Origin of the sequence: Sphaerisporangium sp. B11E5 (assembly GCF_039871875.1) — a bacterium.
Taxonomy (GTDB): Bacteria; Actinomycetota; Actinomycetes; order Streptosporangiales; family Streptosporangiaceae; genus Sphaerisporangium.
The window spans coordinates 14,526-37,505 of the sequence record NZ_JBDPMD010000053.1 but is presented as its reverse complement, the minus strand read 5'-3'; the positions used below and the strand labels follow the sequence as shown (position 1 = coordinate 37,505).

The 22,980-nt window shown below is 73.7% G+C and carries 16 protein-coding genes; 3 read left to right on the top strand and 13 right to left on the bottom strand.

Annotated elements, in window-relative coordinates:
• Positions 1-47: 47 nt before the first annotated feature.
• Both ABGB17_RS32715 and ABGB17_RS32710 read right to left on the bottom strand, forming a co-directional pair.
• Positions 48-3,410 carry a UvrD-helicase domain-containing protein gene (locus ABGB17_RS32715; protein WP_347637068.1) on the bottom strand — a complete coding sequence of 1,121 codons (3,363 nt, stop codon included), beginning with the start codon at positions 3,408-3,410 and terminating at the stop codon, positions 48-50.
• A gap of 100 nt (positions 3,411-3,510) precedes the next feature.
• Positions 3,511-6,840 carry an ATP-dependent DNA helicase gene (locus ABGB17_RS32710; protein WP_347637066.1) on the bottom strand — a complete coding sequence of 1,110 codons (3,330 nt, stop codon included), beginning with the start codon at positions 6,838-6,840 and terminating at the stop codon, positions 3,511-3,513.
• Positions 6,841-7,067: 227 nt separating this feature from the next.
• Between ABGB17_RS32710 and ABGB17_RS32705 the strand changes: the two genes are divergently transcribed.
• Positions 7,068-8,108, top strand: a complete 1,041-nt coding sequence (locus ABGB17_RS32705) for a DMT family transporter (RefSeq protein ID WP_347637064.1) — start codon at positions 7,068-7,070, stop codon at positions 8,106-8,108.
• Here the strand turns inward: ABGB17_RS32705 and ABGB17_RS32700 are convergent.
• The 10 genes from ABGB17_RS32700 to ABGB17_RS32655 all read right to left on the bottom strand — a co-directional run bounded on the left by ABGB17_RS32700 (position 8,035) and on the right by ABGB17_RS32655 (position 19,915).
• A complete protein-coding gene (locus ABGB17_RS32700) occupies positions 8,035-8,904 on the bottom strand; it encodes a GNAT family N-acetyltransferase (RefSeq protein ID WP_347637062.1) in 870 nt (289 codons plus the stop codon). The genes ABGB17_RS32705 and ABGB17_RS32700 overlap by 74 nt on opposite strands.
• Positions 8,905-9,034: 130 nt before the next feature.
• On the bottom strand, positions 9,035-12,001 hold the full coding sequence (locus ABGB17_RS32695) for a CDP-glycerol glycerophosphotransferase family protein (protein WP_347637060.1): 2,967 nt from the start codon (positions 11,999-12,001) through the stop codon (positions 9,035-9,037).
• A gap of 63 nt (positions 12,002-12,064) precedes the next feature.
• Positions 12,065-12,367 (bottom strand): MGMT family protein, encoded by a 303-nt coding sequence (locus ABGB17_RS32690; RefSeq protein WP_347637058.1) that lies wholly within the window; start codon positions 12,365-12,367, stop codon positions 12,065-12,067.
• Positions 12,368-12,388: 21 nt separating this feature from the next.
• Positions 12,389-12,760 carry a hypothetical protein gene (locus ABGB17_RS32685; protein WP_347637056.1) on the bottom strand — a complete coding sequence of 124 codons (372 nt, stop codon included), beginning with the start codon at positions 12,758-12,760 and terminating at the stop codon, positions 12,389-12,391.
• A gap of 143 nt (positions 12,761-12,903) precedes the next feature.
• Complete coding sequence (locus tag ABGB17_RS32680) at positions 12,904-14,055, bottom strand: S8 family serine peptidase (protein ID WP_347637054.1); 1,152 nt, start codon at positions 14,053-14,055, stop codon at positions 12,904-12,906.
• Positions 14,056-14,111: 56 nt separating this feature from the next.
• Complete coding sequence (locus ABGB17_RS32675) at positions 14,112-15,029, bottom strand: hypothetical protein (protein ID WP_347637052.1); 918 nt, start codon at positions 15,027-15,029, stop codon at positions 14,112-14,114.
• Positions 15,030-15,038: 9 nt separating this feature from the next.
• Entirely contained in the window at positions 15,039-16,481 is a 1,443-nt protein-coding gene (locus ABGB17_RS32670; protein WP_347637050.1) for a S8 family serine peptidase, read from the bottom strand.
• Positions 16,475-17,194, bottom strand: a complete 720-nt coding sequence (locus ABGB17_RS32665; protein ID WP_347637048.1) for a hypothetical protein — start codon at positions 17,192-17,194, stop codon at positions 16,475-16,477. Before ABGB17_RS32665 ends, ABGB17_RS32670 begins: the two co-directional genes overlap by 7 nt.
• A gap of 443 nt (positions 17,195-17,637) precedes the next feature.
• A complete protein-coding gene (moeZ, locus tag ABGB17_RS32660) occupies positions 17,638-18,816 on the bottom strand; it encodes an adenylyltransferase/sulfurtransferase MoeZ (protein ID WP_347637046.1) in 1,179 nt (392 codons plus the stop codon).
• Between the two features lie 154 nt (positions 18,817-18,970).
• Positions 18,971-19,915 (bottom strand): alpha/beta fold hydrolase, encoded by a 945-nt coding sequence (locus tag ABGB17_RS32655; protein ID WP_347637044.1) that lies wholly within the window; start codon positions 19,913-19,915, stop codon positions 18,971-18,973.
• A 354-nt stretch (positions 19,916-20,269) separates the two neighbouring features.
• Here ABGB17_RS32655 and ABGB17_RS32650 point away from each other — a divergent pair, with 354 nt between their 5' ends.
• Complete coding sequence (locus ABGB17_RS32650) at positions 20,270-20,755, top strand: hypothetical protein (RefSeq protein ID WP_347637042.1); 486 nt, start codon at positions 20,270-20,272, stop codon at positions 20,753-20,755.
• Between the two features lie 179 nt (positions 20,756-20,934).
• Here the strand turns inward: ABGB17_RS32650 and ABGB17_RS32645 are convergent, their stop codons facing one another.
• A complete protein-coding gene (locus ABGB17_RS32645; protein WP_347637041.1) occupies positions 20,935-21,831 on the bottom strand; it encodes a Ku protein in 897 nt (298 codons plus the stop codon).
• A 179-nt stretch (positions 21,832-22,010) separates the two neighbouring features.
• Between ABGB17_RS32645 and ligD the strand changes: the two genes are divergently transcribed.
• Positions 22,011-22,928 (top strand): non-homologous end-joining DNA ligase, encoded by a 918-nt coding sequence (gene ligD / locus ABGB17_RS32640; protein ID WP_347637039.1) that lies wholly within the window; start codon positions 22,011-22,013, stop codon positions 22,926-22,928.
• The last annotated feature ends 52 nt before the right edge of the window (positions 22,929-22,980 follow it).

The window sequence follows — 22,980 nt, the reverse complement described above, 5'->3', positions numbered from 1 at the left end:
GTGGGAAATCCCAGACCAGGGTGGCATCGCCCTCACTCGGGTGACGGTCAGCGGTCGTCGGGGAGGAGGGGGACGGATTCGATGAGGCGGGTCAGGGCTTCGGCGTCGAGGAGGTCCACGGGGCGGATGGTTTCGTTGGTGCGGACGTAGTGGAAGGCCGCGCTCACCTTGGAGAGGGGGATGGAGGCCAGGTGGGACCAGGCCAGGCGGTAGGCGGCCAGTTGGATTGAGGCGGTTTGGGCGGCTTTACCGCGGGGGCGGTGGCCGGTTTTCCAGTCGACTATCACGTAGCCGTCGGCTTCGGCGAAGACGGCGTCCATGCGGCCGCGGACCAGGCGGTCGGCGATCATGGTTTCGAAGGGGATCTCCAGGTCCACGGGCCGCTGCGTGGACCACGCGCTTTCCTCGAAGCGGGACTGAAGTTCGGCCAGCTCGGCGTCGGCGTCGGTGAGGTCGTCGGAGGCGCCGGGCAGGGAGAGGTCGTCGATCAGGCGTTGTTGCTGCCAGCGGCTTTCCAGCCAGCGGTGGAAGGCGGTGCCGCGGCGGGCCAGCGGGGCGGGGCGGTGCGGCAGGGGGCGGCGGATCTGGCGGGCCAGGGCGGAGGGGTCGGCGGCCAGGGTGACCAGGGAGGAGACGGTCAGGCGTGACGGCAGTTCCACCACGGCGCGGCCGTGACGGTTCGACTGGTCGCGTTCGCGCAGGAGGAGCTCGGTGTCGCGGGCCCAGGCGCGGACACGCTCGCGTTCCCAGTCCTTCAGGGGGGGCTGGTCGAGAGGGAGGGGGTCCTCGGTGCCGTTGACGGCGTCCAGCACGAGGTCGGCGCCGGCGCGGACGGCCTCGTAGCGGTCCCCCTCGGGTTCGGCGGGCCATTCGGCTGAGGCGGGTTCCACCAGGAGGGGGTTCACGGTGCCCTCCTCCAGGTCGGGGGCCCAGTGGGCGACCTGACCGCAGGTCTCGCTGATCTCCAGGAGGAAGTCGGACGGCTCCAGCGGGCGGGCGGCGGTGCCCCAGCGGTAGCCGGTGGCGATCAGCAGGTAGTGGGCGCGGGTGACGGCGACGTACGCCAGGCGGCGTTCCTCCAGCAGGTCGCGGTCCCGGCAGAGCTCCTCGAACTCGGCGAGGTCGTCCTTCTCCAGGCCGGCGAGCTGCGGCAGGTCGGAGTGGTCGCCGCGCAGGGGGTAGGGCAGCTTGCGGGGGTTCTCGGTCCAGCGGGAGTTGGTCACGGGGGTGGCGGGGAAGACGCTGCCTTTGGCGAGGCCGCCCCGCTGCGTGGTCACCTGGGACAACCCGGGGATGACGACGACCGGCCACTCCAGGCCCTTGGAGGCGTGCACGGTCATCAGCTTCACGCTGTTGGTCTCGCCGACCCGACCGGCCTCCAGGCCGAACTCCTCGGTCTCGGCGGCCTCCAGGTAGGCGAGGAACGCGCCGAGCGTCGGGTCCTCGGCGTCACCGGCGAAGCGCGACGCCGCGTCCAGGAACGCGTCCAGGTCGGCGCGGGCGGTCAGCGGGCCGCCGCCGCGGGCGGCCACCTCGACGTCCAGGCCGGTGCGGCGCTCGATCTCGGTGATCAGGTCGGGCAGCGGCTGCCCGGCGTGCGACCGCAGCAGCCGCAGTTCCTGCGCGTACCGGGGCAGCCGGGCGCGGGCCAGCGGCGAGAAGCGCTCCAGCAGCTCGGGACGGTCGGGCAGCTCGTCCAGGGCGTCCACCAGGCTGCCCCGCTCCTGGGCCATGTCGGCGACGACCTGCTCCAGCGGGTCCTCCGGCGCCGGGCCCTCGCGGTCGGCCACGGTCAGCTCGCGGGCGAGGTCGCCGAGCGCCTTGAGGTCGGCGGGGCCGATACGCCACCGCGGCCCGGCGAGCAGCCGCACCAGCGCGTCCCCGGCGCCGGCGTCGTACAGCACACGCAACGTGGCCACCACGTCGGCCACCTCGGGCACGGTGAGCAGCCCGCCGAGCCCCACCACCTCGACCGGGACCCCCCGCGACGCCAGCGCCCGCCGCAACACGGGGAACTGGGCGCGTCTGCGGGCCAGGATCGCGACGTCCTGCGGCTGGATCGCGGTCACCCCGCCGAAGGCGCCGGTCCTCACCTTGTCGCGCAGCCGGTCGCGTTCGCCCTCGCCCCACGGCAGGCCGTCGGGGGCGGTCTCGCGGCCCAGCATGCGGGCGACGCCCTCGGCGATCCACTCGGCCTCGTCCTCGGCGGTCTCGTGGAACGCCGCCACCACCCGCCCCCGGCCGGCGCGGTTCTCCCCCGGCACCAGCACCGGCACCTCGCGGGCCTGCTCACGCAGCGGCCCCTGCACCCGGGCGGCGACGTCCAGCACGCCCTCGCCGTTGCGGAAGCTGACCGACAGCCGGCGCACGGCGGCGGGCTCGCCGGTGGCGCGGGCGAAGTCGGAGGTGAAGCGGCTGAGGTTGCCCGACGACGCGCCGCGCCAGCCGTAGATGGACTGGCAGGGGTCGCCGACCGCGGTCACCGGGTGCCCGCCGCCGAACAGGGCCCGCAGCAGCACGAGCTGGGCGTGGCTGGTGTCCTGGTACTCGTCGAGCAGCACGACGGAGAACCGGCCCCGCTCGATCGCCCCGACCTCCGGGTGCCGGTCGGCGATGCGCGCGGCGAGCGCCATCTGGTCGCCGTAGTCGATGACCTCGCGCCGGCGCTTGTACCGCTCGTACGCCTCGACCAGGGGCAGGAACTGCTCGCGGATCTCCTGCACGCGCACGGGCTTGCGCTGCGCGAGCGTGACGCGGCCGGTCAGCGCGCCGAACCGCTGCGCGAGCCACTGCCCGATCTCGCGCACGTCCCCTGGGGTGCGCAGGTGCTCGGACAGCTCCCCCGCCAGCTCCAGCACGGCCGCCGTGACCGACGGCGGCGCGAGGTCCACCCGGTCCATCGGCCCGTCGTAGCCGCCGACGACGCGGGAAGCCATCTGCCAGGCCACGGCCGGGCTGACCAGGCGCATGGTCGGCTCCATGGCCTCGCGCACCGCGTGGTCGGTGACCAGCCGCGCGGCGTACGCGTGGTAGGTGGACACGCTGGGCTCGGCCTCCAGCAGCTCCGCCGGCGCCCGGTCGGTCTCGGCGAGCTGGGTGAGGCGCTTGCGCACCCGGGCGGCCAGCTCGGCGGCGGCCTTGCGGGTGAACGTGAGCCCGAGCACCCGTTCCGGCCGCACGAAGCCGTTGGCGACGAGCCACACCACACGTCCCGCCATGGTCTCGCTCTTGCCCGACCCGGCACCCGCGACCACGACCATCGGCTCCAGCGGCGCCTCGATCACCTCGGCCTGCTCCGGCGTGGGCGGCGGGATCTTGAGCAGCTCCGCCAGCTCGTCCGCCCCGATCAGCGCGGGCCGCTCCCCCGGGAGGACCGCCTCCTCACCGGCTCCCCGCGGGCCTAGCCCCATTTTCCGCACATCGCCCTCGACGACCTCCACCGATCACTCACCGCGCCGGATGACATATAGCCCCTGACCAGGGACTTTCGGGCTCGCGCGGAAAACAGGCCTAGCACACTTGGTTCCCAGCGTCGTTGACCGGGCAGCTCGCTCTCGCGGCGCAGGTGCGGCAGCCGTCGTTGACCTGGGCGGTGAACACGCCCGCGGCCATGCCGGTGGCCACGGTCTGCACCATCTCCTCGGCCCAGCCGGGCTCGGGGTCGTCGGACAGCGCCGGCTGGGTCTGCTCGCGGGGCTCCTTGCCCGCGGCCTTGCCGACCTGGACGAGCGCGGCGCCGCCGGGCTCGGTGAGGCCGTGCCGCTCGAAGGCGCCGAGGAGGGTGGCGAGCTGGTAGACGCCGAGCTGGGGGTGGCGGGCGAGGTCGGCGTCGGACGGCTTGGTGGTGCCGGTCTTGATGTCGATGATGACGGCGCGGCCCTCACCGTCGCGCTCCACGCGGTCCACCCGGCCGCGGATCTGCACGCCCTCCGACAACACGGCGGTGAAGGACTCCTCGACGCCGACCAGCTCGCGGGGATTGCCCTCCTGCCAGTCGAGGAACCGGCCCACCATCTGCTCGGCCACCACCCGCTGCTTGCGGTTGAACCAGACGCCGCCGAAGTCCAGCTCGTCCCACACCTCGTCGAGACGCTTGCCGAGGTCGTCGGCCGCCCGGCCCGTGGTGGAGAGCGCGGCGAGAGCGTGGATGACGCTGCCGAGGCTGCGGGAGACGTCGGTGCCGGACGCCCCGACCGCGTTCTCCAGCAGCCAGCGCAGGCCGCACTTGCTGAAGTTCTCCACCGCCGACGGCGAGATGCGCACGATGTGCTCAGGCCAGCTCAGCGGCCGGTCGTCGGACAGGGGCGTGAGGGCGTACCACTCGTCGGGGTGCGCCCCCGGCACACCCGACCGGGCCAGGCGCGCCAGGTGACCGGCCGCTGCGCGGCGCACCCGGTCAGGGCGGGTGCCGTCGCACACCGCCGCCCGCAGCTCGGCCACCAGGGCGGACATGCTGAGCCACCGGGCCCGCTCGTCCACGGTGGCCTCCTCCGTCGCGCCGGGCAGCAGCTCGGACAGGAAGCGGGAGGGCCGCTCGTCGGTGTCCTCGCCGCCGACCGCGGTGACGACCAGGCGGCGGCGGGCCCGGGTCGCGGCGACGTAGAACAGGCGCCGCTCCTCGGCGAGGAGCTTGGAGGCGAGGGCGGCGGACGCGGCGTCGGTGGCGTCGAGCACGGTGCCCCTCGCCACCTCGACGAGCTCGTCGATGCCGAGCAGCGAGCCGCGCAGCCGCAGGTCGGGCCAGATGCCCTCCTGCACGCCCGCGACCACCACGACGTCCCACTCCAGGCCCTTGGAGCGGTGGGCGGTCAGGATGCGCACGGCCTCGGCGTCCGGGGCGTGCGCGGCCAGGGTGTTCGCGGGGATCTCCTGGGACGCCAGGTCGTCCAGGAAGACGCCGGGGCCGGCGTGCGGGAGGCGGTCCACGAAGCGGGCGGCGTGGTCGAACAGCGTCACCACCGCGTCGAGGTCGCGGTCGGCCTGCGCGCCCCGGTAGCCGCCCGCGACGCTGGCGTCGGTCCACCTGTCGGCCAGCCCGGACGCCTGCCAGATGTCCCACAGCGCCTCCTCGGGGGAGTCGCCCCGGCGCACGGCCTCGCGGGCCACGGCGACCAGCTCGGCGACCCGCTCGGCCGGCTTGGCGATGTGCGGCTCGACCGGCACCAGCACGCGGGTGTCGCGCACGGCGGCCACGAGCAGCTCGTCGGCGGTGCGGGGCGGCAGCGGCAGCGTGCCGTCGTCGGCGGACGCGGCCTCCAGCTCGGCGGCGCGCAGCGCGCGGCGCAGGCGGCGCACCCCGATGGTGTCGGTGGCGCCGATCGGGCCGGTGAGCAGCTCCTCGGCGGTCGCGACGTCCAGGGCGGACGGGTCGATGGCCACACGCAGCACGGTGATCAGCGGCCGGACGCCGGGCTCCTGCGCCAGCGGCACCTCGTCGCCGTTGACGATGACCGGCACGCCCGCGGCGATGAGGGCGCGGCGCAACATCGGCACCTGGAGCTCCGCCGAGCGCACGAGCACGGCCATGCGCGACCAGGGCACCCCCTCGAGCAGGTGGGCCCGCCGCAGCGTGTCCGCGACGACGGCGGCCTCCTGGGTCTCGCTGTCGGCCAGCAGCACCCGCACCTCACCGGGGTCGGCGTCCGGCACGGACACCAGCCCCCGGTGGTCCTCGCCGCTGAAACGCCTGGCGGCCTTCCCGCTGGCGGCGGCGCCTTCCGGCTGCCCGGGACCGTCCGCGTCGGGCGTGTCCAGCCAGTCCAGGCCGCCCCAGTCGAGCAGGCCGCCGGTGTCAGGGACGTTCGGCTCGGGGGTGAGGGACGGCATGGGCGGCACCGGGAGGCGGGCGGCGACGCGGCGGGAGGCGGTGAGGAGGTCGGGGCCGCTGCGGCGGCAGACGCGCAGGGCCACCACGGGGGCCTCGCGGCCGTCGGCGGTGCGGAAGCGGCGGGGGAAGTCGAGGATGCCGCGCACGTCGGCGCCGCGGAAGCCGTAGATGGACTGGTCGGGGTCGCCCACGGCGATCAGGTCGCGCCCGTCCCCGGCGAGGTGGCGCAGCAGGGCCTCCTGGGCGGGGTCGGTGTCCTGGTACTCGTCCACGTAGACCACGTCGTACGCCGCGCGCTCGCGCCGCTGCACCTCGCTGCCCGCCAGCAGGGCCGCGGCGGCGCGGATCAGCTCGGCGTAGTCGAGGGTCGGGGTGGGGTCGAGGTCGAAGCGGTCGGCGTAGCGGTTCGCGAAGCGGCCCGCCGCCTCCCAGTCGGCGCGGCCGTGCCGCCGGCCGAGCAGCGTGAGGTCGTCGCCGTCCAGGCCGCGCTCGGCGGCCCGGGCCAGCAGGTCACGCAGCTCCTCGGCGAACGCGCGGGTCTTCAGCGGCTCCCGCATGGGGGACGGCCACTCGGGCGCGCCGTCCTCCAGCTCGCCGTGCAGCAGGCGGCGGATCTCCAGCAGTTGCTCGGGCCCGGTGAGCAGGCGCGGCGGCTGCTCGCCCGCGAGCACGGCCTCGCGGCGCAGCAACGCGTAAGCGTAGGCGTGGAAGGTGAGCGCGAGCGGCGTTTTCGTGGTGCGCCGCATGCGGCCGGTGATACGCTCGCGCAACTCCTGCGCCGCCTTGCGGCTGAAGGTGAGCACGAGCACACGCTCGGGGTCGCCGCCGCGGCGCTCCACCCGGTCGACGACGCTCTCGACGATCGTGGTGGTCTTGCCGGTGCCGGGCCCGGCCAGCACGAGCAGCGGGCCGCCCTCGTGGGCCACGACCGCCCGCTGGTGCTCGTCCAGCACGGGAGGTGACGTACGCCCCGTCGCTCCCCGGCGCACCAGCCGGTAGGTCTGACCACTCACAGCACGCTATTCCACCAGACCACACCCGAAGATCGTGCCGACTCGGCCCGTCCGGCGCGTCACGAGTCTCCCGCCGAGGCCGTTCGATGAGGCTTTGGACCTGACGGCCGCCCCCGCTTTGGACCTGTCTCCCTCCGGGACGGCGCTGCCAGCATGCCTGGTGACGAGCGGAAACAAGGGAGGACGACGGTGGGCGCACGGACGGCGGGTCACGGACGGGGCCGGCGGTGAACACTTCGGGGACGGCGAGCGCGCCCCGGCGTGTCCAGGGGGCGGGCGAGACCCGGCAGGGGGTGACAGGGGGCGCCCGGCGGGTGGGACCCGGCGCGCTCCGGGGGCCGCTCGGCGCGGCGTCGGCGATGTTGCTCATGGGCACGCTGCCGGCGGTGTCGCTGGTGCTGCACGAGTACCCCGTGTACGGGGGCCAGGCGGTGCGGTACGCGGGGGCGGCCGTACTGCTGATGGCGTTCATGCGGGCCCGGGGCCTGGCCCACCTGCGGCTCGGCGCGCGGGAGCTGGGGCTCCTCGCGGCGCTGGCCGCCACGGGGCTGGCGGCGTTCAACGTGTTCATCATCGAGTCGACCCGGTACGCCGGCCCGACCACCACGGGCACCGTCGTCGCGACCGTGCCCATCCTGCTCGCCCTGATCGGCCCGCTGCTCGCCCGGCGGCGGCCGTCCCCGCGCATCGTGGCGGCCGCCGTCCTGGTGGCGGGCGGCGCCGCCGTGGTCAGCGGCCTCGGCGGCGGCTCGGCCCTCGGGGTGCTGCTCGCGGCGGGCGCGCTGGCGTGCGAGGTCGGGTTCTCCCTGCTTGCCGTGCCGCTGCTCCCCCGGCTCGGCGCGATCCGCGTGTCGGCGTACACGACGGCGCTGTCGGTGCCGATCCTGCTGGCCGCCGGCCTGGTGGCCGACGGCCCGGGGGTGCTGCGGACACCGACCACGTCAGAGGCGGTCGCGCTGGCCTACCAGGCGGTGGTGGTGACGGCGTTCGCGTTCTTCTGCTGGTACGACGCGCTGCCCCGCCTCGGCCCGGAACGCGCCGGCCTGTTCTCCGGCTTCCTGCCGGTCGGCACGATCCTGTGCGGCATCGTCCTCGGCTTCGGCGGCCCCACGGCGGCCGACCTCACCGGCACGGCCCTGGTCGCCTGCGGCCTGCTGCTGGGGCTGGCCGGCGGAGCCGTCCGGGGCCTCGCGGTCAGCCGAGGGCGACCATCACCGGGGCGAACAGGTGGTGGCGGTCACCGGGGAGCGCCCCGCCGTGCACCATGAGCGCGGTGGAGAACGCCGGGGACAGGCCGCGCCGCGACGCCCAGGCGGCCAGGTCGGTGTGACGGCTGTCCAGGTCCAGCCGCACGGGCCCGTGCAGCCCGCGGGACAGCTCGGCGATCAGCGCGATGGCCGCGGGCGTGCCGTCGGCGAGGATCGGGCCGAGCACGTGGTTCTCGACGTTGCGCCACACGGCGCCGAAGCCGGTGACCTGCCCGCCGCGCTCCACCACGCGCGTGCGCGAGGCGAAGCGGGGCAGCCGCTCCATCAGGCGCTCGCGCGGCGCGCCGCTGGTCCGTGTGTCCAGCCGCACGACGCCCGGCAGGTCGGCCGCCCGCGCCGGGCGCAGCCCTTCGAGCACGCCGTCAGCCGGCGCCGCGGTGAGGTGCCCGGTGTAGGAGACGACCTCCCCGACCGTCGTGAAACCCACCCGCTCGTACACGGGCCGCCCGTACGGCGTGGCGGTGAGGAAGAGCGTCGCCCCGGCGGCCCTGTCGATGACGTGCAGCATCAGCCGCCGCCCGAGCCCCCGGCGGCCGTGGCGGGTGGCGACGAGCACCATGCTGACGGCCGCGAGATCGGGCCCGTACCGGGTCAGCACCACCGTCCCCGCCAGACCCCCCGCCGGGTCGTCCACGCCGTAGACCTCGCCCACGTCGAACAGCAGCCGCCACTTGGCCTCCTCGGGCAACCACCGCCGGTCGATCGCGAGCATCAGGCACGCGCGCAGATCCCCTGGTCCGAGCCGGCGGACCGGCAGGTCCGTGACGCTGACTTCGTCGACAGCCGTCGAAACCACGTACACCCCCGATGACGTCCCCTGGGCCGATCAGCCCTCCCCACGTCCGGCATCATCGACCACATTTACCGACATATCCACTGGATTTAGGGTTCGAATTGACGGTGGACGACCTGCGGCAAAGGCTTCGTCAGCGGCCGGCGGAGTCGGTGAAGACGTGGTCCACGAGGCGCGCGGTGGCCTTGCCGTCGTCGCGCGGGGTGAAGGTCCTGACGAACGATTCGTAGCGGTCGGCGTAGTCGCCGGACAGGGCGTCGATCAGGCGCACCGCCTCCAGCACGTCCCCGGCCTCGGACAACACCGGCCCGGGGGCCTGCGCACGCAGGTCGAGGTACATGCCGCGGCTGTTGCGGTAGCGCTCGTGGTCGTAGGCGAAGAACACCATGGGGCGCCGGGTCACCGCGAAGTCGTACATCACCGAGGAGTAGTCGGTGACGAGCACGTCGGCGATCAGCAGCAGGTCGGCCAGGTCGGGATAGGTGGTCACGTCGATGGCGAACGCGGACTCCCGCGCCATCGGCCCCGGCCGCACCACCGTCGCGGGACCCGGCACGGTGAGCCCGGCCGCCATCGGCGCGGCCTGCATCATGTGGCCGCGCACCAGCAGCACGTGGTCGCGCCCGAGCACCCGCCGCGCCTCCGCGAGGTCCAGCCGCACCGAGGAGTTGCGGCGGTCGTAGTCGCGCCAGGTGGGGGCGTACAGCACCACGCGCTTGCCCGCGGGCACGCCGAGGGCGCGCCGCACGGCGGTGGCGAGGTCGGCGCGGTCCCGGTGGGCGAGCACGTCGTTGCGGGGGTACCCCGACTCCAGCACCTCGCCGCCGTACCCGAAGGCCCGGCACAACACCTCGGACGCCCACGGGCTCTGCGTCACCAGCAGGTCCCAGTTGGCCACCTCGGCGGCCTGCCGGTACCACGCGGGCGGACGCGGGTCGCGGGACATGTGGCGCTGGTCGCCGCCGACCCGCTTCAGGGGCGAGCCGTGCCACATCTGCACGCAGATCTGGTCCTCGCGGGCGCGGAACCACTGGGGCAGCAGGGTGTTGGTGATGATGTGGCGGGACGTCGCCATCGCGGTGTAGTGCTCACGGCTGCCCTCGCGCACCACCGTGGGCGTGATGCCGGTGCCGAGGCCGAGCGCCGCGGCGTCCGGCGGCACGAACGCGCCGTCGCGCACCACCCAGATGTGCTCGCGGTCGTCGCCGCGCCGCAGCCGCTCCTCGTACACCGCGCGTGCGCTGTCGGAGTAGGACCGGCCGTCGAAGGAGACGTACACGGTCGCCTCCCGCAGCGGCGTGCGCCGCAGCGCGGGGTAGTGCACGCGGCGCAGCGACCACAGGCCCCCCGCGCCCTTCTCGTCGTCCGGCCGCTCCTCGGCGGCGATCAGCACCGGCACGTCGAACCGGGTGGCCACCAGGCGGTACGACCGGCCGTCCACGACGCGGGGGTCCTCGTCCAGCGTGTCGAGCAGGTCGTGGCCGGCGCGCAACGGCGCGGTGGTGCCCTTGCCCCCCGCCATCGACAGGCCCCAGGTGCCGGACGCCAGCGGCACCGTGCCGCCGAAGCGGTACATGGCGGCGGGCGACAACCGCACGGAGAACTCCGCGCCGGACCGGCGGACCGGCACGCGGTAGGTCTGCCCGGTGCGCTGGCGCAGCACCAGCTCGCGCTGGCCGGGCTCGGTGTCGGGGTAGGACCCCGCCAGGGTGAGCGAGCCGTCCTCGCCCCACTCGGCGGAGGTGATGACCGGCCACACCCGGTGGGCCGACAACACCAGGCGGTCGCGCCGGTCGCGCAGCACCGTGACCTCGCTGCGGCCGATCGGCACGTGGACCTCGTCCGCGCCCTCCATGAGCACCGGCGCCGCCGGGTCGCCCTTCGGCTCGACCCACAGGCGCCTGGCGTCGCGTTCCTTCAGCAGCGCGGGCACCGCGAGCTGCACGGTGAACCGCGTGCCGCCCTCCACCGGGGTGAAGTCCGCGGCCATGCGGTGCCCGCCGAGCCGCGCGCGGCCCTTGGTGGCCTTGGTGCCGGGCAGGAAGCCTTCCAGCTCGACCTGGTCGCCCGCGTGCCTGACGGCCGTCAGCACGGCCCTCGTCGGCTGGAGCACGACCTGGAACGCCCGGTCTGAGGTCCAGGTGGGTCGCATCCAGAGCCCCTGGCGCACCCGCAGCCCGGCCGGGCGCTCGGTGCGGCCGACCACCGGGCCGCGCACCGCGCCGGTGGCCCGCGCGCCACGGCTCCAGATCACGATGTCGGCGTGCCAGGTGGTGGTGTCGCGCACCGCGGGACGGCCGCGCACCAGGCGCTTGACGCCGTGCACGGCGGCACGCAGGCCCGCGCGCCAGCGCAGCGACCACGGCCGGATCTCGGCGACGAACCCCGCCCAGTCGTAGTTGCAGCCCGGCTCGGCCGCCTCGTGGGTGGCCTCGGGCCGGTAGACCCGGCGGGTGCGCACGGAGATCGGCGGCACCCAGCGGGGGCCGCGCAGCACCATGGTGGCGCGGTTGAACCGGCGGCTGCGCACCGACAACCCGACGAGGTAGGCGTGGCCGCTGACGCGCAGCCGCCCGTCGTGCCAGGAGACGTCGGAGACCTCGGTGACGGGCACCAGGTCGGAGCGGCGCAGCCGGAACAGCTCCGGCGGCGCGCTCACCGGGAGGTCGGCGTACCAGGCCAGGCCGCGGCGCACCCGCTTGGACGGCTCGGCCGCGGCGGCCACCAGCCCGGCGAGCTCGTCGCCCTGGGCCAGCGCGGCGGGGTCGCGGTGCTCGACCAGGTGGAACGCCAGCCTGCGCGCCACCGGCAGGCGGCGCTTGACGTGGTCGTCCACCCCGGCGAGATAGTCGCGCAGCAGGTCGATGGCGTGGCGTAAACGTGTCGCGTCCCGCCGGGCGGCGGCCTCCAGGCGCAGGCCGAGCGGGCCGTTGAGCACCTCGGCGTGCATGCGGCGCCGCTGCGCGCGGGAGAGCCCGCCCGCGTGGACGGCCGCGATCACGGCGTCGAGCGGCTCACCCCGGTCGTGAAGGTCCTGGGCGGCCCGCAGCCGGTCGGCGACGACGTCGCCGGTGGGCGCGGGCGTGGCTCCGGTGGCCATCGGGGAGGCACCGCCTTTCCAGTCCGACCGTTAGCTGGAATGGTAATGCGCTTTACTGAGAAATCACTGGTGATCACCACCCCACCGGGCGTGGCGCATGTCGGCCCGCTCCCCCCGCATCGGGGTGCCCTCCGCCCGCCACCTGGCCAGACACCGGCTCTCGTGCCCGCTCACCGGCTTGCCGTCCGCGCGCACGACCCGCCACCAAGGCACACCGCCGCCCCATGTCGCCATCACCCGGCCCACCTGCCGGGGGCCGCCCTCGGCGAGGAACTCGGCGACGTCGCCGTACGACATGACCTTGCCGGGCGGGATGCGCTCCACCAGGTCGAGCACCCGCTCGGCGAACGGCGTCGGATCGTTCACCCTGTCCTGCTCCCGCCGCGCTCAGGCGCTCCACTGGGCGGGGCCGGCGTCGAGGATCTCCTCCAGCTTGCCGAACTCGTACGTCGTGCCGCCGTTGACCTGCTCGACGATGCCGCCCCTGATGCCGTACCGCTCGCCGTCCTCGCCGACCAGGCCCGCGCCGAGCAGCCCGGCGAGCCGGGCGAGCTGGGCGACCTCCCAGTCGGAGGCCGGGCACCCGAACAGACGGCCCTGCCACGTCGCGACGGGACGTTCACCGTCACCGTGCCTGGCGAGCACCTCGCCGGCCTCGGCCGTGCCCCGCACCACGAAGCCGGCGTCACCGCCGGTCGCCGCGGTGAGCTCGGCATAGGCGAGCGGTGGCTCGCGGTGTACACGCAACTCGTATCCCACGAGACGGGTACCATAGCGAACCTTTACCGTTCATCGGGACAAGAAATACCAACTACTGTCGGACCGCGATCGAACCGTGCGCGGTCAGCGGCCGGTCGCGCCGCGTTCGGGCCCGGGCGTCCACCGACCGGGCGGATGCCCCGTCAACGGGCACCCGCGTGGCGCTCGGAACGCCGCATCAGCACGATCACCCCCACGCCGAAGGCGATCAGGCCGAGCAGCACGCCGCCGCCGAACACCCACATGCGCAGCGGGTCGGGGCCCGGTGGCGTGGGCGGTGGCGCCGTGGTGCCGTTGCCGAAGTGGAGGTCGTCGCGGACCGGCAGCGACACGCGGTAGCCGCTCAGCTCGCCGGCCTTGGCGAGGGCCGCGGCGGCGTCCACCACGCCGAAGCCGACCTTGTCGTCGTAGCCGGCGGCGGGCTTGCCCCGGGTCGTGGAGGTGATGGCCTGCGCCACCAGCTCGGGACGCAGCGTCGGGTACTCGGACTTGATCAGCGCCGCCACCCCGGCGACCAGGGCCGTCGACACGCTGGTGCCCTCGACCAGGCCGTAGCCGCCGTTGGGGAACACGGCGGGCACGTCGTCGCCGGGCGCCGCCACCATGACCGAGAGGTTGTCGCTGCTGAAGCCGGAGGGCTTGCCCTCCTTGTTCACCGAGCCGACGCCGATCACGCCGGGGTAGCCCGCGGGGAACGACCAGAAGGACGTGCCGCGCTCGCGGGCGTACACGCTGTCGCCGTCGTTGCCGGTCGCCGCCACCAGCACCACGCCCCGCGACAGGGCGTACGCGACGGCCTCGCGGTCGGAGCGCTGGCTGCCGTAGCCGCCGAGGGACATGCTGATGACCTGGGCGCCGTTGTCGGTGGCGTACCGCAGGCCCCGCGACAGCGCGCTCTCGCCCGCCGGGCCCAGGCCGTCGTCCGGCTCGACGCTGTCCGGGTCCCGGTCCTCCTCATCGTCCTCGATCACCGGCACCGACAGGATGCGGGCGTCGGGCGCCGTGCCGCGCAGGCCGCCGTCATGGCCGGAGCCCGCGATGACCGAGGCCATCGCGGTGCCGTGGGACCCGGTGCGCGGAGAGTCGTCGAACATGCTCGACTGCATGTCCGGCGCGACGGTCACCTTGCCGCGCAGCACCGGCACCGACGGATCCACCCCGCTGTCCAGCACCGCGACGGTGACGCCGGCGCCGCGGGTGACCTCCCAGGCCTTCTCGGCGTTCAGGGCGTCCAGGACCCACTGCTGCTCGCCGCGCACGTCCCTGGCGGACGCCGCGGGCATGGGTGCGGCCACGAGGCAAGCGAGCGTCAACGCCGTCCCAGCGGCGCCGAGACGCGCCACGGTGTGCCTCAACACACGTTGCCCTGGGTACAGCGGGGGATCTCGGGGGGCTGGGCCAGCACCCGGGCGATGCGCCCGGCGATGGTCTGTGCCGTGGACCACAACTCGCTGTGCAGGGTCTCCTCCAGGGGGATGGACTCGCGGGTGCGGCCGTCGGCGTACCCGGCGGTGGAGAACACGATGTAGGGACCGGCGCCCACCCAGCCGGTGCGCTGGCGCTGCGCCGCGCCGAACCGCTCGGTGACCGTGCTGGGGAAGGCCACGGGACGCACGCCCACGCGGTCGTCCACCGGCAGGTCGCCGGCGGTGCCGACGCGGGTCTCCTCGTCGGGGAACACCGCGACGCCGACGGTCACCACGAACGCCGAGGTCTGGTCGACGTAGGTGGCGCGCAGCATGGTGCGGCAGCCGTGTTGCTTGAGCACCGTCGCCACGGGGGGATCCACGACGGACGGGCAGGGCGCCTCGGCCGCGATGCCGACCCGGCGGGCCAGTTGCCGGGTGCGGTTGAGGCCGGCGTACTCGACCTCGGCGGGGAAGACCGAGCCGGCGCGCAGGGCGTGCCAGCGGCGCGCGATGTCCTGCGCGGCGTAGCGGTCGCGCTCGGCGATGGTGAGGGGGCGGGAACGGGTCTCCTGCAGCAGGCCCACGACGCCGAGGAGGACGTCGGTGGCGGCCAGCGCGAGGATGACCCCCATGATCAGGAGGAAGAAGGACCGGTAGCGGACGCCGCGCTCCAACTGGAGGCGCTCCCGTGCCGCTTGCTCCTCCCCGGCGCGTTCGCGGGTGCCGACCCAGGGCCGCCCGCCCCGGCCGCCCCGGAGAGCGCCGGAACCACCCGAGGACTGCGGGCGTGTGCCCCGCGCGGTCCGCGCACGCGCGGGCCAAGGAGTACCCCGCCGCGCCCGCGGCTCTTCAGGCGACATACCCCGATGCTACGTCGGCGCCCGGGGGCGTCGGTCCGGTTGGGGATTTTCGATCACCACGTGTTCGCGGCGGCGCCGGGCCCGGCGCATGAGGAAGATCATCACGGCGAGGAGGGCGACGGAGCACCCGGCGGCCCCGAGCGCGACCGCCCCGTACATCGTGACCAGGCCGGTGTCCCTGTCCACCACCCGCACCGGGGGGAGCTGGGGGCGCTCACCGCCGCTTCCCGAGGCGACCGGAAGGTCGGGGTCCTGCACGCCCGCCCCCGTGGCGGTGTGGCGGTGGCCGGACAGCCGGGCGGCCTCGGCCAGCGCGCCGGCGGCGTTCACCACGCCGAAGCCCGTGCCGGGGTCGTACTGGCGCGCGGTGCGGCGCCTGGCGCTGGTCGTCAGGGCCTGGGCGACCAGGGCAGGAGTCATCCTGGGGTACTTGGCCTTGATCAGCGCCGCGACGCCGGAGACCAGGGCCGTGGCCTGCGAGGTGCCCCGGCCCACCCAGTACTGGTCGCCGGGGCCGGCGCCGAAGACGTCCACGCCGGGGGCGGCGACCAGCACCAGGGAGTTGCGGTTGGAGAACGACGCCCTGTGCAGGGCGCGGTCGGCCGCGGCGACCGAGATCACGCCGGGCAGGGAGGCCGGGTAGGAGTACGGCGCGTCCCTGCGGCCCGCGCCGTCGTTGCCCGCCGCGGCGACCAGCACGACGCCCTTGGAGATGGCGTACCTGATGGCGGCGCGCTCCTGCCGGGTGGGGCGGTCCTTGGAGATCGACATGTTGATGACGTCGGCGCCCTTGTCCACGGCGTAGCGGATGCCGCGCGCCACGACGTTCTCGTACTTCGCCTCGGAGTTGAAGCGGCGGAAGCCGGGCTCGTCGTCCTCCAGGATCACCCGCACCGACAGGATCTTCGCGGCGGGGGCGACACCGATCACGCCGTCCGCGCGGCCCGGGCCGTGCCCGTGCCCGGCGATCAGCGAAGCCATGTAGGTGCCGTGCAGGCGGCTCGGCCGCGCCCCACGCGGGCCGGCCCCCTTGGTGAGGTCGGGCCCGGTCACCACCGAGCCGGCCAGGTCGTGGTGGCGCGGGTCCACACCGGAGTCCAGCACCGCCACCAGGGCCCCGGCGCCCCGCGTGACCCGCCACGCGGCGTCCACGCCGAGGGTGCGCAACACCCGGCTCTGGCTCCCCCGCACCTGGTCGGCACCCGCCGTCGGCACCACGAGCACGACCTGCGCCACCAGGACCGCCAGAAGCCCCGCCAGCAGCCGGCCCCCCGTCCGGCGAAGGCCGTGAACGGCCGGCCCACGGGTGGCCGGCCCACGGGTGGCCGGCCCACGGGTGGCCGGCCCACGGGTGGCCGGGACGCGGGTGGCCGGGACGCGGGTGGCCGGGACGCGGGTGGCCGGGACGCGGATGAGGGGGATGCGGGTGGTCCGTCGGCTGGGGCTCAGCACTGCCAGTCCTTGCCGGCGCAGTCCGGGCGTGCGGGGCTGGCGAGCGTGGTGAGGATCCGTTCGCGCAGGTCGCCGGCGAACGCGAAGATCGTGGCCCGCTGCCGGCCGACGGCGCGGGCCGGGCGGCCGTCCACCTGGCCCGCCGTGGTGAGCACGACGTACGGCCCGGCCTGCCCGAGCGTGGCGGACTGGCGGGCGGCGGCGGTGAAGCGGTCGGCCACGGTGTGCGGGAAGGCCAGGGCCCGCAGGCCCGGGGACGGCTTCCCGCCGCGCGGGAACGCCCGGCCCGCCCGGACCGCCGAGCGGGCGTCGGGGAAGGCGGCCACGCCGACGGTCACCACCACTCCCTGAAGCGCGTCGAGGTAGGTGGCACGCAGCACGGCCCGGCAGCCCGCCTCGCGGAACGCCTGGCGCAGCGCGGCGTCCACCGCGGCCGAGCAGTCGGTGCGGGTGGAGACGCCGACCCGCCGGGCGTACTCCCGGCCGCCCTGCTCGGCGACGTACGGCAGCCGCTCGGGGAAGATCCTCCCGGCCGGCCATGCCTGCCAGCGGCGCGCCAGTTCCACGGCCGAGGCCTGCCGAAGCTCGGCGGTGGTGGGCCCGCGCGTCAGCTCGGCCCCGGCGGCGCCCATGGCCAGCCCCGCGACCACCGCGCAGAGCAAGATCAGCGCCGAGGCCGCCAGCAGGGACGGCCAGACACGCGACTCACTCACGAGCCCGACCTTAACGCCCCTGACCGGGAGGAATCCGGCGTTCCCTCAGGACCGCCCGAAACACGGGGGCCGGGATCGCACGTACGGGAGCACCTCGCCCCGCCGCGCGCGCGTGAGCACCGAGTGCTCCGCCACGAGCGATTCCATCGTGCTCCCCGCACCACCGCGCGCGCATGAGCATCGAGAAACTCGGCTTCGACGTCGAGGTGGCCGTCCACGCCCCGCCGCGCGCGTGAGCACCCGATGGTGGTGACCTGGTCGTCGGGGACGCCGAAGCCCGCCCCGCCGCGCGCGTGAGCACCCGATCACCGGACGGGCCGCGGCCGGTCCGGGCGAAACCCGTCCCGCAGCGGGCCCGCCGGCGTACGTCCCCCGGGAACGCCGACGGCCGGTGCCCCCGTCGGAGGGCACCGGCCGTACGGGTCGCCCGCGGACCCCGGAGGTCAGTAGGTGGGCAGGGACGGGTCGACGGTCTTGACCCAGCTCAGCACGCCGCCGCCGACGTGGACGGCGTCGGAGAAGCCGGCGCTCTTCAGCACCGCGAGGGCCTCGGCGGAGCGGGCGCCGGACTTGCAGTGCAGCACGATCTTCTTGTCGTTCGGCAGGCGCTCCAGCGCCGTGCCGCGCAGGAAGTCGCCCTTCGGGATCAGCACCGCGCCCGGGATGCTGACGATCTCGTACTCGTTCTGCTCGCGCACGTCCACGAGGAAGATGTCGTCCCCGCGGTCCTGCATCTCCTTGAGCTCCTGGGCCGTGATGGTGGAGCCGGTGGCCGCCTGCTGGGCCTCCTCGGAGATCGTGCCGCAGAACGCCTCGTAGTCGATCAGCTCGGTGATCGAGGGGTTCTTGCCGCACAACGGGCACTCGGGGTCCTTGCGGACCTTGACGTCGCGGTACTTCATCTCCAGCGCGTCGTAGATCATCAGACGGCCGACCAGCGGCTCGCCGACACCCGTGATGACCTTGATGGCCTCGTTGACCTGGATCGAGCCGATCGACGCGCACAACACGCCGAGCACGCCGCCCTCGGCGCAGGAGGGCACCATGCCGGGCGGCGGGGGCTCGGGGTACAGGCAGCGGTAGCAGGGGCCGTGCTCGGACCAGAAGACGCTGGCCTGGCCGTCGAAGCGGTAGATCGAGCCCCAGACGTACGGCTTGCCGAGCAGCACGGCCGCGTCGTTGACCATGTAACGGGTCGCGAAGTTGTCCGTGCCGTCGACGATCAGGTCGTACCCGGCGAAGATGTCCATCACGTTGTCCGTCGTCAGCGCGACGTTGTGGATGATCACCTCGACGTAGGGGTTGATCTCGCGCACGCTCGCGGCGGCACTCTCGGCCTTCAGGCGGCCGATGTCCGACTGGCCGTGGATGATCTGGCGCTGAAGGTTCGACTCGTCGACGACGTCGAAGTCCACGATGCCGAGCGTGCCCACCCCGGCGGCGGCGAGGTACATGAGGGCAGGGGAACCGAGGCCGCCGGCACCCACACAGAGCACCTTGGCGTTCTTCAGCCGCTTCTGCCCGGCCATGCCCACGTCGGGGATGATCAGGTGGCGAGAGTAGCGGCGCACCTCGTCAACGGTCAGCTCGTCGGCCGGCTCTACCAGCGGTGGCAACGACACAGTTCTACGCTCCCGTATCAGGGCTTTCTCCCGGATTGGCGGCTCGCCGTCAGGCCTTGCGCCCCGCCGTCCTTCACAACCTAACCCGGTCTCCCCCGCATTCCCGAATCGGCGATCTTAACCGACCCATGCGGACTCGACCTGATCCTTCGCACTATGCAGGACGCTTCACGCCTCGCGCATCATCCGAAAGAGGCATCATCAGGACGGTGTCCCGCATCAGGCCGCGCACGTGGCGGGCGACCACCTCGGGGTACTCCATCTGGGCCACGTGCCCGGCGTGCGGGAGCAGCACCAGCCGCACGTCGGGGAAGGTGCGCCCGGCCCGCGTGGCCATGCGCGGGTCCACCAGGCGGTCGTGGCGGCCGTGGATCACCAGGGTGGGTGCCTCGACCCTGGCGGCCAGGCGCCAGAGGTTCTCCTCGCCGCGGCGGAAGTACTCGTTGACCAGGGCCCGCGCCGAGCGCAGCAGCGCCGGGCCCGCGTACGGCAGCGCGTCGCGGCGGCGCAGCTCGGCCACGGCGTCCTCCAGCCGCTGCGGGTGCACCCGGCCGGTGTCGGCGTAGCACATCGCCATGGTGGCCCTGATGCGCTGCTCGGGGGGCAGGACGCGCAGCCGGTCGACGGCCCACTCGCCGAGGCGGGGCGTGGCGGAGAACGCCACCCGGGCCGGGCCGTACCGGGGGAGCAGGTCGGGCAGGGCGGGCGAGACGAGGGTGAGGGAGCGCACGAGGTCGGGCCGGGTGGCGGCGACACGGACGGAGACGGCGCCGCCGAGGGAGTTGCCGAGCAGGTGGACCGGGCCGCCGATGTGCTCGATCAGCGCGGTGACCGCGGCGGCGTGGGCGCCGAGGGAGTAGTCGTCGCCGGCCGGGGCGGGCGAGTAGCCGGCGCCGGGCAGGTCAAGGGCGTAGCCGCGGGCGTCGGGCCGAAGCTCGGCCATCAGGTCGGTCCAGTTGGTGGCGGAACCCGCGAGGCCGTGGACGTAGACGGCCTTCTCGTGCGGGCCCGCGATGCCGGCCGGCGTCGTGCGGACGTGAAGCGTGTGCCCGTCCAGCTCGACGAGCTCTCCCGGCCAGTGCGGTATCGGCTCTTCCACTGTCACACCCCTTCCGTTAACCGTCCGTTCCGACGATAACCCCCGGACGTACCCCGGTCCGTACCGCACTGGGGCGGGGACGGAGATAGCCGGGGGGACAGGGGACAAGATCACTCGAAAAATCGGACAAATAGGGAAATATCGAACTGAAAGACATAAGGAGAGGTTAAGGAGCCGCCAAAAGGGAGTGATCCTCGTTTGTCACACGGGGCGCTCGGATAACTAGACAAGTGGGAACGCTCTTACCGAGCAATCCACAGCATTTGTCGAGCTAATTCGGTAAATGCTTTCCGCTGGGCAACCCGATGCGTCAAGGGGGAAATCGCAATGCCCAACGTCAAGAAATACGCCGCTATGGCAACCGTCACGGCGGCGCTCACCGTCGGCCTCGCCGGCCTGGGGACCACCACCGCCACCAGCGCCAGCGCGTCCGCTGCCGTCACCACCAACATCGGCTGGGGCGACGACTTCGGCGGCTTCGGCGGCTTCGGCGGCGGCTTCGGCGGCGGCGTCGGCGGCAGCCACTGCCACCACGGTCACCATGGCCACCACGGCCACGGCCACCACGGCTACGGCGACTACGACGACGATGACGACTGGGGCGGCAAGGGCTTCAAGAAGCACCGCAAGCACCACCGCCACCACGGCGGGCACCACCGCAACTGCTTCTTCAAGGTCGTCGAGGCGCGGTTCTTCCGCGCCATCATCGGTCACCACAACCAGGGCGGCGGCCACCACAACTACTACCGCAACGACAAGAAGTGGATCCCGCACTTCAAGCACCACGGCAAGCACCACCACGGCCATGGCCACGGCCACGGCGGCAAGCACGACCGCTGACCTCATCCGCCGGGGCGACCCTTCACAGCCGACGCCGGCCCGGTGAAACCGATCGCCCGGCGATGAGATCTCATACCGGAGGCCCCGGAGCGGAATTCCGCTCCGGGGCCTTCCCGCGCCGTTTCGCATTCCGCGGGCCCGCGTTCGAATCGCCGACGGCAATTACCGCGAAATCCGCGTCACGCCGACTTCCGGGTGCGCCGCTTCTTCGCCGGCTTCTCCTCCTTTTCCGGGCTGTCCGCCGCCGCGCCGTCCTCCGTGCCGGTCCTGGCGGCCGGCTTGCGTTCGCGCGGCGCACCCTCACGTTCCTTCTTCGCCGCCTCGACGCTCGCGCGCAGCGCCGCCATGAGGTCGACGGCGGGCTTGGCCTCCTCCGGCGCCTCCGGCCGCACGACCTCCCTGCCCGCCACCTTGGCCTCGATGACCTGCTGGAGCGCCTCACGGTAGGCGTCGTGGTAGTCGGCGGGGTCGAACCGCCCCGCCATGGTCTGGATGAGCGACTCGGCCATCTTCAGTTCCTGGGGCCGCACCTCGACGTCCTCGTCCTTGAAGTCGAACCCGGGCTCGCGCACCTCGTCCGGCCACAACATGGTCTCCAGCACGAACACGCCCTCACGGATGCGCAGGGCGGCCAGCGACTCGCGCTGCCGCATGGCGATCTTCACGATGGCCACCTGCCCCGTGCGCTCCAGCGCGTCGCGCAGCAGGATGTACGGCTTGACCCCGTTGGTCTCCGGCTCCAGGTAGTACGACTTGTTGAACAGGATGGGGTCGAGCTGCTCGGCGGGGGTGAACTGCAGCACGTCGATCCGGCGTGAGGTGGTGAGCGGCAGGTCGGCGAAGTCGTCGTCGGTGAGGACCACCATCTCGCCGCCGGGCAGCTCGTAGCCCTTGGCGATGTCGGCGTACGGCACCTCCTCGCCGTCCACGGTGCACACACGCTTGTACTTGATGCGGCCGCCGTCCTCCCGATGCACCTGATGAAAGGCGATGTCCTTCTGCTCGGTCGCCGAATAGAGCTTCACCGGGATCGTGACCAGCCCGAACGAGATGGCGCCTTTCCAGATGCTGCGCATGGCTTCTCCTCACCTCAGCACCACTATCGAACACGCGTTCGGTAGCGACAAGGGCGCAATGCGGTATCTAAATGGGCAGATACCCACTGTGGATTGCCATATCCGGTCATAGCCCTGTCGGGAACCGGGCATAGGGGTGACCGGCGGCGGGAGCGCCGCAGAAGGGGCGGGAGAGACAGGTGGCGGAGAAGGTCCGGGTGGCGGTCGGGGACCGTGAGCTGACGCTCACCAACCTCGGCAAGGTGCTGTACCCCGGGCACGGGTTCACCAAGGCCGAGGTCATCGACTACTACAGCCGTATCGCGCCGGTGATGCTGCCGCACCTGCGGGGGCGTCCGCTCACCGTCAAGCGCTACCCCGAGGGGGTCGGCGCGCCGTTCTTCTTCGAGAAGAACCGCCCCGGGCACACGCCGTCCTGGGTGCGCACCGCGCGGCTGCCGGCGCCGGGCAGCACCAAGAACCGCGACACCATCGACTTCGCCGTCGTGGACGACCTGCCCACCCTTGTGTACTTCGCCGGGCTCGCCGCACTGGAGTTCCACACCCCGATGTGGCGGGTGGACCCCGCCGGACGGCCCCTCCCCCCCGACATCATGGTCTTCGACCTGGACCCCGGCGCCCCGGCCACGATCACCGAGTGCTGCCGGGTGGCCGTCCACCTGCGCGAGGTGCTGCGCGACCACGGCATGGAGGGCTTCCCCAAGACCAGCGGCAACAAGGGCATGCAGGTGTACGTGCCGTGGACGGGCCGCGCGGAGGACCCCTCGGACGTCGCCCGCGCGGTCGCCGAGCTGCTGGCGGGCCTGCGTCCGGACCAGATCGTGAGCAAGATGGCGAAGCGACTCCGGCCCGGCAAGGTGTTCATCGACTGGAGCCAGAACAACCCGGCCAAGACCACCGTCACGCCGTACTCGCTGCGCGCGAACCCGGCACCCACGGTGTCCACGCCGATCACCTGGGCGGAGGTCGAGGCGTGCGAAGATCCCCGCGAGCTGGTGTTCACCCCCGACGACGTGCTGGGACGCGTCGCCGAGCACGGTGATCTCCTGGCGCCGTCCGCGGTGCCGCAACGGGGCGCCGCTCGAGAGGGGCCTTAGGCTTGACCCAGCGGGGTATGTGAGGCGGCGAGCCCGCGCTCGCCATCGACGG

Coding starts and splice junctions, on each gene's coding strand:
- ABGB17_RS32715 (WP_347637068.1), bottom strand. CDS start 3,410: ATGGGGCTAGGCCCGCGGGGAGCCGGTGAGGAGGCGGTCCTCCCGGGG.
- ABGB17_RS32695 (WP_347637060.1), bottom strand. CDS start 12,001: ATGGCCACCGGAGCCACGCCCGCGCCCACCGGCGACGTCGTCGCCGAC.
- ABGB17_RS32675 (WP_347637052.1), bottom strand. CDS start 15,029: ATGTCGCCTGAAGAGCCGCGGGCGCGGCGGGGTACTCCTTGGCCCGCG.
- ABGB17_RS32650 (WP_347637042.1), top strand. CDS start 20,270: ATGGCAACCGTCACGGCGGCGCTCACCGTCGGCCTCGCCGGCCTGGGG.
- ABGB17_RS32645 (WP_347637041.1), bottom strand. CDS start 21,831: ATGCGCAGCATCTGGAAAGGCGCCATCTCGTTCGGGCTGGTCACGATC.